The sequence below is a fragment of the Hylemonella gracilis ATCC 19624 genome, assembly GCF_000211835.1.
Taxonomy (GTDB): domain Bacteria; phylum Pseudomonadota; class Gammaproteobacteria; order Burkholderiales; family Burkholderiaceae_C; genus Hylemonella; species Hylemonella gracilis.
Map to the genome: position 1 here is coordinate 30,216 of NZ_AEGR01000044.1, position 11,951 is coordinate 42,166.

The window sequence follows — 11,951 nt, forward strand, 5'->3', positions numbered from 1 at the left end:
CTGATGTCCAAGGTGGTGCGCGCGACGCTGTCTTCTAGGCCGACTTCTTCTTCAAAGCCTGGTAAGCGTCCCGCGCCAAGCACCCCTTGAGCCACGCACTCGTCAGCGGAAATTGGTCCATCAGCGTGCGCGTCGCCCGCACCCACAAAAGCACGCTGGCGACGCAGAGGTCGGCCACGGTGAAACGGTCGGCGGCGATGTGCGCTTCGCCTCGGGCTTGCTGTTGCGCCAGGTGCGCTTCGAGCACGCGCAGCGGGACGTGCAGGCGGCGCTCGGCCTGGTCGGCCAGCTCGGGCTTGCGCTGGGGCTCGGGCATGCTGAAGCGGTGCATGAGCACGGTGAGCGCGTCCTTCTCCACTTCCGTCATGGTCCAGAAGGACCAGCGCAGCGCCTCGGCGTCCTCACGCGGCGTGGCAGGGGTAATCGTGGTGCCATCGGCCTTGCCGGCCACCGTGCCGTGATAACGCGCGATGTAGAGCGCGCAAGCCATGCTTTCCCAGATCACGACGTCACCGCCTTCGCTGTCGGGCCGATGGTCCACCACCACGGGCACGCGCCCGTTGGGGTTGAGCGCCAGGAATTCCGGCGTGCGCGTGTAGCCCTGGCGGTAATCGGTCTGCACATGCTCGAAGGGCAGGCCCAGCTCGGTCGCGGCCCACAGTGGCCGCAGCGCGCGGGACGCCAGGATGCCGTAGATGGTCAAGGGCATGAAGTTCCTCTCAGATACTGCCGCCCCAACGGCCGGCGACAAGCGGCATCAAAAAAAGGATGGGGACGGGCTTGGCGCGTATTGTCCACACAGCGCGACGGTCAGTTCAGCGTCTCAGGTGCGCAGGAACTTGAGCACGGCACCCAACTGGTCAGGCACGTTGAGCGCGGGGGCATGGCCGCAGCCAGGCACCTCGATGACCTGCAAGCGCCCGGCCCGGCCAGGGCCGGTCTCGCGCATGGCCGCCACGGTCTCCGGCAAAAGCAGGTCGGAGGACTCGCCACGCAACAGCAGTACGGGCACCTCGATGCGGGCGTACGTGTCATGCAGCTTGTAGTCGTCTGGATGGTGGATGAACTGCCCGGCCATGGCCGGGTCGTAATGCGGCGTCACGCGGCCGTCGGGCAGGCGACGGACCGAGGTCTCCGTCATGCGGCGCCATTGCGCGTCGCTGATCCAGCCGTAGGGCTTGTAGATGGTGCGGAAGTAGGCCTCCAGCTCGCTCACGGTGTCGAAGGCCGGGGGGTTGCCCGCATAGGAGCGGATGCGCTGCTCCGCAGCCGCCGCCAGCTCGGTGCCGATGTCGTTGAGCACCAGGCGGGTGATGCGTCCTCGCAAGGGGCCAGCAGCGCAGACCATGCCGATGGCACCGCCCATGGAGGTGCCCACCCAATCGAACTGGCACAGACCGAGCTGGTCGGCCAGGGACAGGGCCAGCCTGGCATAGAAGTCCAGGCAGTATTCCTGGACGGGGTCGGGGCTCCACTGGCTCAGGCCACGGCCTACCGTGTCGGGGCAGATCACGCGGTAACCGTTGGCACACAGGTGCGCGGCGAGTTCGTCCATGTCGCGCCCCGTGCGCGCCAGGCCATGCCAAGCGATGACGGTACGGCCGCCTACCCGGGCGCTCGAGGCATTCCAGTCCATGTAATGGATTTCACGCCCCTCGCAGCGCAGGTAGTGGGAGGTGGCTTGCGTCATGCGGGTTCCTTCAAAGTCTTGCGCGCGGCGGGCCGGGCCGCGCGCTCCCGCAGGCGGCCGACGATGCCGGTTGGAAAGTGGTAGACCGAGAGCACGAAGAGCAGGCCCAGCCAAAGCAGCCAGCGGTCGGGCGTGAAGATGGCGGGCAGCAAGGGCCAGCCTTCCATCGCCGCACCGAGCAGCTTCAACACGTCCTGCAAATAACTCTGCGCGAGCAGGAAGAGCGTGCTGCCGAGGATGGCGCCATAGAGCGTGCCCATGCCGCCGATGACGACGATGAGCAGGATGTCCAGCATGATCTCGAAAGACAGCGAGGTGTCCGGCCCGTTGTAGCGCAGCCAGAGCGCGAGCAGGCAACCCGCCAAGGTGGCGAAACCCGCCGAGATCACGTTGGACAAGGTGCGGTACACCACGGTGCGGTAACCCAGCGCCTCGGCGCGGAAGTCGTTCTCGCGGATGGCCTGCAGCACCCGGCCAAAGGGCGAGTTGACGATGCGCAGCAGGGCCAGGAACATCAGCACCACCGTCAGGAAGATCAGGTAGTAGGTGACGATGCGGCCATTGACGGCCACGCCCAAGACGTCCTGCTCGAACAGGCGGAAGCCCGGCATCAGCAGCTGCGGCACGCGGAAGGTCAGGCCATCCTCGCCGCCGGTCAAGTCCGAGAGCTGAGACGCCAGCGTGAGAAAGGCCGAGGCCACGGCCAGCGTGATCATGGCGTAGAAGATCGCCTTGACCCGCAAGGAGAACAGGCCGATCAGCAGGGACAGCAGCAGCGAGACGGCCAAGGCGCTGGCCACCCCGGTGGCCAAGGCCGTCCAGTTCGCCCCCAAGCGCGTGAAGGCGATCGCCACGCCATAGGCGCCGATGCCGAAGAACATGGTGTGCGCGAAGCTGACGATGCCGGTGTAGCCCAGCAGCAGGTCGAAGCTCGCCACCAGAGCAATGAAGATCAGCACCTTGGCCGCGACGTTGAGTGCCTTGACGCCCGGCACCAGGAAAGGCGCCAAGGCCAGACCCAGCACGAGCACGATGAGCAGCAACGCGAGCACGCGGCTGCGCGGCAGGTCCTTGGACAGAATACGTGTCAGCATCTCAAACCATTTCTCTCAGTGGACATCCCATCCATACCGAGCATTCTCAACACCAGGGCTCCCGCGGAGCTGGCTTTGCCAGGCCGCTGAGAGCGCCCTCTTGAGGGGGTGGTGAAGCGTCCAACGAGACGCGTAGCCTGGGGATGCTTCATCTGTCGGTGACCGGGTACACGCCTTGCGGCCGCCAGAGCAGGATGGCCACCATCAGCGCGATGTTGGAAAACAGCGCCACCTTCGGCACCAGAAAGCCGGTGTAGTTCGCCATCAGGCCCACCAGCAGCGCGCCGATCAAGGCCCCGAGCGTGGAGCCGAGACCGCCGATGATGATGACGATGAAGATCAGCACATTGACCTGGGCGCCCATCTGCGGCGTCACGCTCTGCTGGTACAGGCCCCACATCACACCGCCCAGGCCCGCCAGCGCGCTGCCCGCGACAAAGACGCCGATGAAAAGGCGCTGGATGCGGTAGCCCAGGCTTTCGACCATTTCGCGGTCCTGCACGCCAGCACGGATCAGCAAGCCGATCTTGGTGCGGTTCAGCGTCCAGGCCAGCGCCGTGAACACGGCCAGGCCCACGAGCACGCAAAGCAAGCGGAACTTCTCCACCGCCGCGTCGCCCAGGTAGAGCACGCCGCTCAAGGCCGGCGGCAGCGGCAGCGCGATCTGCTGCGGGCCCCAGATGACCTTGATGAGTTCCTCGCCGATGATCATGCCGCCCATGGTGATGAGGATCTGCTTCAGGTGTTGGCCATAGACCGGCCGCACGATGAGCCGCTCGAAGGCCCAGCCCAGCGCGCCCGCCACGGCCATGGCCACCAACATCGCGGGCAGCAGGGCCAGCAGATTGAGCCACAGACTGCCGGCCTGCACATAACTCCCCATGCCACCCAGCACCGACACGGCGACGAATGCGCCCAGTGCGATGAAGACGCCATGGCCGAAATTGAGCACGTCCATCAGACCGAAGACCAGGGTCAGGCCCGAGGCGATGATGAAGATGATCAGGCCCATGGCCAGGCCCGCCACCGTCAGCGTGAGCCACGTTGAGGGACTGCCGATGGCCGGCAGCGCGAAAAGCGCCAGCACCGGCACCAGGGCCAGCGGCTTCCAGTCGAAGTCTTTCAGCGTGGTCATTGAACCTCCCGCCGAGCCACCCCAAGGGAGGCGAAGGCCCTAGATCCAAATCTAAGCAAAGTGCGGGACCCGCCTGCACCTGAGGGCCGCAAACACACGAAGCGTTGAGCGTGGAGGTACTTCATCCGTGCGCCCCCAAGGAAAGACCCAACAGCCGAGCCTGCAAGGCTTCGTCCTCCGCCAAGGCCTGCATGCTGCCGCTGTGCACCACACGCCCTTCGTCCATCACGGCCACGCTGTCGCCCAGCTGCTTGGCGAAGTTGAAGTTCTGCTCCACGAGCAGGATGGTGGTCCGCGCGGCCTTGAGTTCCTTGAAGGCCGTGATCATGTTCTGCACGATGGCCGGCGCCAGTCCCTTGCTGGGTTCGTCGATCAGCAGCAATTGGCGTGGCTCGACGATGGCGCGCGCCACGGCCAGCATCTGCTTTTGCCCGCCACTGAGCTTGCCGGCAGGATGCAGCCAGAACTTCTTCAGCGCGGGAAAGAAGCCGAAGATCCATTCCAGCCGCGCCGTGTCCATGTCGTCCACCGTGCGTGCGCCGCGCGCGGCCAGGAGCAGGTTCTCCTTGACGCTGAGGTCGGAAAAGATGCCCATGTTTTCAGGCACGTAGGCCACGCCGCCGCCGTCACCTCGCGCGATCTCGGGGGTCTGAAACTGCGTGATGTCCAACACGCGCTTCGTGTTGACGCGCTTCGTTTTGTCTTGATTCACCGCCAGCGTGATGCGCCCCGCGCTGGCGCGCCACAGGCCCATGATGGTGCGCAGCGTGGTCGTCTTGCCCGCGCCGTTGCGGCCCAGCAGCATGGTGAGTTGGTTCGCCGGCACGACAAGATCCACGCCGTGCAGGATGTGGTACGCGCCAATGTGCGTGTGGACACCCTCTAGCTTCAACAGGGGTTCGGACATTTCAAACAGCCTCTTCCTTGGGGCTCACGCCCAGATAGGCTTGCTGCACGACGGGCGAGGCGATCACCTCCGCGGGCAGCCCATCGGCCACCAGCTCGCCGTTGTGCAGCACGATGATGCGGTCGGCCAGCTCCCGCACCACATCCATCTTGTGCTCAACGAGCAGGATGGTCTTGCTCTTGTCGCGCTTGAGCTTGCGAATCAGGTTCAGGATCACCGGCGCCTCGTCCACGCTCATGCCCGCCGTGGGTTCGTCGAACATGAAGACGCTGGGCTCCAGCGCCATCAGCAAGGCCACTTCCAACTTGCGCTGGTCACCGTGTGGCAGGCTGGCGGCATCTGCGTCGCGCTGGGCGGTCAGGGCCACGGCCTCCAGCACCTGCTCCGCTTTTTCCAGCAAATCCCGCCGGTCGCTCCAGATACGCCAGAAGTCCAGCCCCGCTCCTGCCTTGGCCTGCACGGCCAGCCGCACGTTCTCCAGCACGCTGAGCTTGGGAAACAGGTTGGTCAACTGAAAAGCGCGGCCCAGGCCCGCGCGCGTGCGCAGCGGGGCGGACAGCGGTGTGAGGTCCTGTCCGTTGAGCAGCACACGCCCCGCGCTGGCTGGGATCTGGCCCGAGATCAGATTGAAGTACGTGGTCTTGCCCGCCCCGTTGGGACCGACGATGGCGGTCAGCGTGCCGGGCGCGAAGGCGCAGGACACGGCGTTGACCGCGACATGGCCACCAAAACGCACGGTGAGGTTTTCTGTTTGCAGCATGGATCGCAAAAGAAGCGCCCGGCGAGCGCCGGGCGCGTGTTCGTCAGATCGAACGATCAGCGCTTGTTGCGGATCGGCAGATCGATGTCTTCCGCCTTGATCTCGCGCACCAGCTCGGGCACGCCCCAGGCGTAGGCCTGGTCGGCCTTGATGCGGAAGTGGTACATGCTTTGGAGGGCCTGGTGGTCTTCCTTGCGGAAGGTCATCTTGCCCTTGGGCGTGTCGAAGCTCATGCCCTCCATGGCGGCGATCAGCTTCTCGGCATTCGCATCGCCGTTGGTCTTCTTGAGCGCCGTGACGATGGCCATGGCCGCCGAGAAACCACCCGCGGTGAAAAAGTCCGGCGGCGCGTTGAACTGCTTCTGGTGCTCCTTGACCATGTGGTCATTGATCGGGTTCTTCGGAATGCCGAAGTAGTAGTACAGCGCGCCTTCCATGCCGGGGAACTGCTTGTAGGCCACCATGGCAGGCAGGATGTTCCCGCCCGTGGCCAGTTCGATGCCGTAGCGGTTCTTCAGGTCCATCTCCGCGATCTTGGGGAAAGGCGTGGGCGAGCCCGACCAGATGACGGAGATGAACTTGCGGCCCTTCTCGCTCTTGAGCTTGTCCACGATGCGCAGCAGGCCCGCCGTGAAGTCCGTCGTGCCCACGGGCAGGTACTCCTCGTGCACGACCTTGGCCTTCTTGATGAAGTCCTTGCTGGCCTTCACGCCGTCGCGGCCAAAGGCGTTGTCGTTGGCCAGGGTGGCGATCACGTTGCCCGGCGCGTCCAGCGCGATGGCGTTGGCGGCGGCGTCCTGGCTGCTGCTGCGGCCCGTGCGGAAGATGTAGCGGTTCCACTTGTCGCCGGTGATGGAGTCGGCCACGGCGGGCTCCACCAACAGGATCTTTTGGTACTCCTCGGCCACGGGCAGCATGGCCAGCGCCACGGGCGAGGCGGTCGGGCCGATGGCGATGTCCACCTTGTCGTCGGCGTAGGCCGCGGCCAGCAGGCTCTTGCCCACGTCGGGCTTGCCCTGGTCGTCCTTCTCGATCACGACCAACTTCTTGCCCGCGACCACCATGGTGCCGCCAGTGGCGTAGGACAGGCCCATCACCAGGCCCACGTTGCTCTGCTTGGCGTAAGCCTCGAGCGGACCGGTCTTGCTGTGGATCTGGGCGATGCGGATTTCGCCGGTCTGCGCCTGGACCGATGCGGCCAACAGGGTCGCCAACAGGGCCGCTGCGACCGTGAACGTGCGTCGTTGCATGGTTGTCTCCTCTCGTGCTTGTTGTGCGTGGGTTGAACTACGGGCACGACCCTTGGCATGGCTCGCAGGTCAAGGCCCAGCCTCTTGCGCCGCCGCATTGTGTGGAGCTTCAACCCGGCGCCCCAGAGGGTTTTCCAGCCCTGCGTAGTTGTACGTAATCGCATGCGCGGGGTCGGCCTAGAATCGCGCGCAGCAACGACACGCCCCCGCATGACCTCCCATCGCGCCTCGCATCACCCCGATCCCACAACGTCCGAACGCGCGGGCCTGGACACGATGCGACTGGACAAATGGCTGTGGGCCGCACGCTTCTACAAGACCCGGGCGCTGGCCGCCGAAGAAATCAGCAAAGGCCGTGCGCGCGTGAACGGCCAGGTCGCCAAGCCCGCGCGCGATCTCAAACCCGGCGACACGGTGGAACTGCGCCAGGGTGCGATCGGACGCACGGTGCGCGTGCTGGCCTTGAGCGCCCAGCGCGGCCCGGCCCCGGTGGCCGCCTTGCTCTACGACGAAACCCCCGAGTCCATCGCCCTGCGCGCGGCCGCTGCCGAACAACAGCGCTTGGCGGCCGAGCCCGCGCTGTCGCTGACCCAGGGCCGCCCCACCAAACGGGACCGACGCCAGCTCGACCGCGAACGCGGCAGCCCGCAGTCGGCGTCGAGCGGCTGGGGCGAGCGCTGGAGTGCTTCACTCGACTGAATCGGTTACCGGTCCAGCGAGCGGCCGCGACGACCGAAGCAGAAAGCTGCCGGGTGTCGGAGCCCCTGCCCCACCGACCTAGGGCTGTGCAAGCTCAATGCAGGGGGCTCCACCTGGGCCACGCAAATACTGGATATACGCCCATATTTGTAACATTTTTGTATAACTTTTTGATCAAAATATCCGCATATCGCCCTGCGGATTCGGTGTTCGGATAAAGTCTGTACAACTTTTGTACAAGAACCGATGTCCACCGATCCGTCGCAGGACCCCAACGCCCAGGAGTTTTTTCCGATCCGCACCGTGTCCACGCTGACCGGTGTGAATCCGATCACCCTGCGCGCCTGGGAGCGACGCCACGGACTGATCCGCCCCACGCGCACGGCCACCGGTCATCGGGTCTACACGCGTTCCGACATCGACACGGTGCATCGCATCCTCGCCCTGGTGGACTCGGGCGTCACGATCAGCCATGTGAGCGAGGCTCTGGCCGCTCAAGCGCGATCTTCCTCACTGGCCGCCACCGACGAAGGCCCTTGGGTCCGGGCTCGGGCCCAGATGGTGGATGCGATTTCGCGCTTCGACGAAGCCCGGCTGGAAACGCTCTACAACGAACTGCTGGCGGTGCATGCGATCGAGGAGGTCACGGCGCGCCTGTTGCTGCCGCTGCTGGTGGAGCTGGGCCAACGCTGGGACAACAACCAGCCCGGCGGCATCGCGGAAGAGCATTTCTTCGGCATGTACATGCGCATCAAGCTCGGTGCGCGCCTGCACCATCGCAGCCGCGCGGTGCTAGGCCCCAAGCTGATTGCGGCCTGCCTGCCGGGCGAGCAACACGAAATCGGCTTGCTGTTGTTCGCGCTGGCCGCGCACGAACAGGGCTACCGCATGGTGCTGCTCGGTGCCAACATGCCACTGGACCAACTGCCCCACGCCGCCGAACGCACGCAGGCCGCGGGCATCGTGCTGTCCGGTTCGATCGAAGCCCCGCGCGCGCTGCACGCCGAAGCCCTGCCAGCGCTCGTGCGCGACGCTGCCATCCCCGTATTCGTGGGCGGTCCGACCTCGGTGCACCAGCAAGATGAAGTGCGCGCCGCAGGCGCCGTTCCCCTGGGCACGGACATCGCCCGTGGACTGCAACTGCTGCACCTCACCCTCAACCCTACGGAGTAAATCCATGACCGCCCTGACCCAGAATGCACCGCCTTCGAAGGCGCCCGTGTCCCTCGCGCTGCGCTGGGCCGAACAGGGCTACCTGCCCGATGCGCTGATCCGCCACGGCATCCGACGCCTGACGCGCGAACGCCTGCAAGAGATCGACGCCGATGACGCCGAGGCCAGCGCCGAGCGGGCCACCCGCTTCATCTCCGCCCTGCCCCACCTGCCCGTGGCCCTGGTGCCCGAGGCCGCGAATGCCCAGCACTACGAGGTGCCGGCCGAATTCTTCCGCCACGCCCTGGGCAAGCACCGCAAGTACAGCTCGGCCTGGTGGCCCGAGGGCGTGCAGACCCTGGACGAGGCCGAAGCTCGCGGCCTGGCCGCGACCTGCGAGCACGCTGGCCTGGCGGACGGGCAACGTATCCTCGAACTCGGCTGCGGCTGGGGTTCGCTGACCTTGTGGATGGCCGAGCACTACCCGCAGGCGCGCATCACCGCAGTGTCCAACTCAAACTCGCAGCGCGAGCACATCATGGCCGAGGCGAAACGTCGCAATCTCGGCAACGTGAACGTGATCACCTGCGACATGAACCGCTTCGAGGCCCCGGAGCACTACGACCGCGTGGTCTCGGTGGAGATGCTGGAGCACATGCGCAACTGGGACGAAATCTTCCGCCGCGTGCACGGCTGGCTGCTGCCCGGGGGCCGCTTCTTCATGCACGTCTTCGTGCACCGGTCCGTGCCCTACGCCTTCGAAGTGCGCGACGAGAGCGATTGGATGAGCCAGTTCTTCTTCACCGGCGGCATGATGCCCAGCGATGACATGGCCCTGCACTTCCAGCGCAAGCTGCGGCTGGTGCAGCGCTGGCGCTGGGACGGCACCCATTACGAGAAAACCGCCAACGCCTGGCTGCGCAACATCGACGAGCGGCGCGCCGAGGTCATGCCGGTGCTGGCCGCCACCTATGGCCCGGACCAGGCGGCGCTCTGGTTCCAACGCTGGCGCATCTTCTTCATGGCTTGCGCGGAACTCTTTGGCTATGAACAGGGTCAGCAATGGTGGGTCAGCCACTACCTGTTCGAACGTCCCGCCGACTGAGACGGTGACGTCCCAAAAGAGAGCGATCGACCGTCCTCCTGCCGGATGACCGCCTTCACCGGGCCGACATCCTTTCCCTGACCCCGACCCCGAGACCTTTGTGCGCAAACTCATCAACTTTCTGATCTATCAGACCGGCTGGCTGGTCTGCGTGCTGGGCGCCGCCCGAGGCTGGCCCTGGGCCGGCGTGGTCTTCGTGCTGCTGGCCCTGGCCTGGCATCTGCGCCAGGCCGAAGACCTGCGCGCGGAACTGCGCCTGGCCCTGATCGCGGGCCTGGTCGGCGCGCTCTGGGACACCGCGCTGGCCGCCACCGGCCTGGTGCGCTTCACCAACGGCGTGCTGATCGACGGCACCGCGGCGTACTGGATGGTCGCGCTGTGGGTGCTGTTCGGCATGACGCTCAACGTCAGCCTGGCCTGGCTCAAGGAACACCTGCTGGGCGCCGCCATCCTGGGCGCCGTGGGTGGGCCTTTGGCGTACCTGGCGGGCGCCAAGCTCGGCGCCTTGTCCCTGCCCGACACCAACCTCGCCCTGCCGCTGCTGGCACTCGGCTGGGCGCTCATCACCCCCCTGCTGTGTGTGATCGCGCGCCGTTTCGACGGCTTTCGCGCGATGACCGCAAAACCCTTGGAGCCTTCTCATGTTTGACTGGAATGCCGCCCTCTGGGCCTTGCTTGCGATGAGCCTGTTGGGCTTCGCCGGCTGGCTGCTCAGCCTCGCCAAGCGCGACGTCAGCATCGTCGACAGCCTGTGGCCCCTGTTCTTCCTGCTGGGCGCTTGGGTCCATGTGATCGCGCAGACGGGCATGGCCAGCCCCGGCCCGCGCGCCCTGCTGCTGCTGGGCCTCGTGCTGATCTGGGCCCTGCGTCTGTCGGTCTACCTGACCTGGCGCAACTGGGGACAGCCGGAGGACCATCGTTACCAAGTGATCCGGGCGCGCAATGAGCCGGGATTCTCGGTCAAGAGCCTCTACCTGGTCTTCGGCTTGCAAGTCGTGCTGGCCTGGATCATCGCCGCCCCCCTGTTCGCGGCGCTCGGCAGCACCGAGCCCCTGGGTTGGCTGGACGCCCTGGGCGCCGCCGCTTGGTTGATCGGCATGTTCTTTGAAACCGTGGGCGACGCGCAGCTCGCGCGCTTCAAGAGCAACCCCGCCGAGCGTGGCCGTGTGCTCGACACCGGTTTGTGGCGCTACACCCGCCACCCCAATTACTTCGGCGAGGCGCTGCTGTGGTGGGGCTTCTTCTTGATCGCCGTCGCTGCTGGCGGCTGGTGGAGCGTGTTTGGCCCCCTGCTCATGACCGTGCTGCTGCTCAAGGTCTCGGGCGTGGCCCTGCTGGAACAAGACATCGCGCAACGCCGGCCGGCCTATGCCGACTACATCCGCCGCACCAACGCCTTTGTGCCTTGGTTTCCCAAGGAGCGCGCATGACCCTGGGTTCGCCCGCGCACGCGCCCGAGCCTCGCACCGTGCGAGTGCTGGCCAGGAGACTCCAGTCCGGCCTTAGCGCGGCTTGGTTGCCTCTGCTGGGCGGGCTCGCGCTCGTGCTTGGATTGGGCTCGACCCCGGCCTGGTCCAACGAGCGTGTCTGGCAATTCCGCGTGCTGCTGGACGGCGACGAGGTCGGCAGCCACAGTTTTCGCGTCACCGAGGATGCCCGGCGTGGCGAGCGCGAAGTCCGCAGCGATGCGAAGTTCACGGTCCGCGTTCTCTTCGTGGAGGCCTACCGCTACGCCCACCAAGCGCGTGAAGTCTGGCAGGGTGATTGCCTGGCCCGCATCGAAGCCCGCACCGACGATGATGGTGACATCCTCTCCGTTCAGGGGGAACGCCGCGCGGGCGGCTTTTCCGTGGACGGCCCCAAGGGGCGCGAGCAAGTGGCGGACTGCGTGATGAGCTTCGCCTACTGGAATCCGCGCATGCTGAAACAGAGCCGCCTGCTCAACAGTCAGAGTGGTTTGTGGCAAGAGGTGCGGATCGAACCCCGGGGCGAGGAAACGTTGAACGTGCGTGGCACGCCCACCCGCACCCGCCGTTACGCCCTGCGCGGCGAGAAGCTGGACATCGACCTTTGGTACACCGACGCCGACGACTGGGTTCAGCTGGAGTCCCGCGTGACCGGCGGCCGCACCTTGCGCTACCAGCGCCTCTGACGCAACC

At 66.0% G+C, this 11,951-nt stretch carries 13 protein-coding genes; 6 read left to right on the top strand and 7 right to left on the bottom strand.

Annotated features, from left to right (window positions below):
- Positions 1-34: 34 nt before the first annotated feature.
- The 7 genes from HGR_RS05235 to HGR_RS05265 form a co-directional block, all read right to left on the bottom strand.
- A complete protein-coding gene (locus HGR_RS05235; protein ID WP_006297080.1) occupies positions 35-709 on the bottom strand; it encodes a glutathione S-transferase family protein in 675 nt (224 codons plus the stop codon).
- 114 nt (positions 710-823) lie between these two features.
- Complete coding sequence (locus HGR_RS05240) at positions 824-1,690, bottom strand: alpha/beta fold hydrolase (protein WP_006297081.1); 867 nt, start codon at positions 1,688-1,690, stop codon at positions 824-826.
- Positions 1,687-2,784, bottom strand: coding sequence for a branched-chain amino acid ABC transporter permease (locus HGR_RS05245; RefSeq protein ID WP_006297082.1), 1,098 nt, complete (start codon positions 2,782-2,784; stop codon positions 1,687-1,689). The genes HGR_RS05240 and HGR_RS05245 overlap by 4 nt, the downstream gene beginning before the upstream one ends.
- A 148-nt stretch (positions 2,785-2,932) precedes the next feature.
- A complete protein-coding gene (locus tag HGR_RS05250; RefSeq protein WP_006297083.1) occupies positions 2,933-3,919 on the bottom strand; it encodes a branched-chain amino acid ABC transporter permease in 987 nt (328 codons plus the stop codon).
- 121 nt (positions 3,920-4,040) lie between these two features.
- Positions 4,041-4,826, bottom strand: a complete 786-nt coding sequence (locus tag HGR_RS05255) for an ABC transporter ATP-binding protein (RefSeq protein ID WP_006297084.1) — start codon at positions 4,824-4,826, stop codon at positions 4,041-4,043.
- A 1-nt stretch (position 4,827) separates the two neighbouring features.
- Positions 4,828-5,586, bottom strand: coding sequence for an ABC transporter ATP-binding protein (locus HGR_RS05260; RefSeq protein ID WP_006297085.1), 759 nt, complete (start codon positions 5,584-5,586; stop codon positions 4,828-4,830).
- A 56-nt stretch (positions 5,587-5,642) separates the two neighbouring features.
- Complete coding sequence (locus HGR_RS05265; protein ID WP_006297086.1) at positions 5,643-6,836, bottom strand: substrate-binding domain-containing protein; 1,194 nt, start codon at positions 6,834-6,836, stop codon at positions 5,643-5,645.
- Between the two features lie 210 nt (positions 6,837-7,046).
- Here HGR_RS05265 and HGR_RS05270 point away from each other — a divergent pair, with 210 nt between their 5' ends.
- From HGR_RS05270 to HGR_RS05295, 6 genes are all read left to right on the top strand, one after another.
- Positions 7,047-7,535, top strand: a complete 489-nt coding sequence (locus HGR_RS05270) for an RNA-binding S4 domain-containing protein (protein WP_006297087.1) — start codon at positions 7,047-7,049, stop codon at positions 7,533-7,535.
- Positions 7,536-7,781: 246 nt separating this feature from the next.
- A complete protein-coding gene (locus tag HGR_RS05275; protein ID WP_006297088.1) occupies positions 7,782-8,708 on the top strand; it encodes a MerR family transcriptional regulator in 927 nt (308 codons plus the stop codon).
- 4 nt (positions 8,709-8,712) lie between these two features.
- Positions 8,713-9,792 (top strand): SAM-dependent methyltransferase, encoded by a 1,080-nt coding sequence (locus HGR_RS05280; RefSeq protein WP_006297089.1) that lies wholly within the window; start codon positions 8,713-8,715, stop codon positions 9,790-9,792.
- A 100-nt stretch (positions 9,793-9,892) separates the two neighbouring features.
- On the top strand, positions 9,893-10,441 hold the full coding sequence (locus HGR_RS05285) for a DUF2878 domain-containing protein (RefSeq protein WP_006297090.1): 549 nt from the start codon (positions 9,893-9,895) through the stop codon (positions 10,439-10,441).
- A complete protein-coding gene (locus HGR_RS05290; protein WP_006297091.1) occupies positions 10,434-11,222 on the top strand; it encodes a DUF1295 domain-containing protein in 789 nt (262 codons plus the stop codon). The genes HGR_RS05285 and HGR_RS05290 overlap by 8 nt, the downstream gene beginning before the upstream one ends.
- Positions 11,219-11,944, top strand: coding sequence for a DUF6134 family protein (locus tag HGR_RS05295; RefSeq protein ID WP_006297092.1), 726 nt, complete (start codon positions 11,219-11,221; stop codon positions 11,942-11,944). The genes HGR_RS05290 and HGR_RS05295 overlap by 4 nt, the downstream gene beginning before the upstream one ends.
- Positions 11,945-11,951: the final 7 nt, after the last annotated feature.

Bases quoted from the DNA above. Each gene is read 5' to 3' on its own strand.
- HGR_RS05235 (WP_006297080.1), bottom strand. From the start codon at position 709: ATGCCCTTGACCATCTACGGCATCCTGGCGTCCCGCGCGCTGCGGCCA.
- HGR_RS05275 (WP_006297088.1), top strand. From the start codon at position 7,782: ATGTCCACCGATCCGTCGCAGGACCCCAACGCCCAGGAGTTTTTTCCG.
- HGR_RS05295 (WP_006297092.1), top strand. From the start codon at position 11,219: ATGACCCTGGGTTCGCCCGCGCACGCGCCCGAGCCTCGCACCGTGCGA.
- HGR_RS05280 (WP_006297089.1), top strand. From the start codon at position 8,713: ATGACCGCCCTGACCCAGAATGCACCGCCTTCGAAGGCGCCCGTGTCC.
- HGR_RS05240 (WP_006297081.1), bottom strand. From the start codon at position 1,690: ATGACGCAAGCCACCTCCCACTACCTGCGCTGCGAGGGGCGTGAAATC.
- HGR_RS05250 (WP_006297083.1), bottom strand. From the start codon at position 3,919: ATGACCACGCTGAAAGACTTCGACTGGAAGCCGCTGGCCCTGGTGCCG.
- HGR_RS05265 (WP_006297086.1), bottom strand. From the start codon at position 6,836: ATGCAACGACGCACGTTCACGGTCGCAGCGGCCCTGTTGGCGACCCTG.
- HGR_RS05260 (WP_006297085.1), bottom strand. From the start codon at position 5,586: ATGCTGCAAACAGAAAACCTCACCGTGCGTTTTGGTGGCCATGTCGCG.
- HGR_RS05290 (WP_006297091.1), top strand. From the start codon at position 10,434: ATGTTTGACTGGAATGCCGCCCTCTGGGCCTTGCTTGCGATGAGCCTG.
- HGR_RS05270 (WP_006297087.1), top strand. From the start codon at position 7,047: ATGACCTCCCATCGCGCCTCGCATCACCCCGATCCCACAACGTCCGAA.
- HGR_RS05245 (WP_006297082.1), bottom strand. From the start codon at position 2,784: ATGCTGACACGTATTCTGTCCAAGGACCTGCCGCGCAGCCGCGTGCTC.
- HGR_RS05255 (WP_006297084.1), bottom strand. From the start codon at position 4,826: ATGTCCGAACCCCTGTTGAAGCTAGAGGGTGTCCACACGCACATTGGC.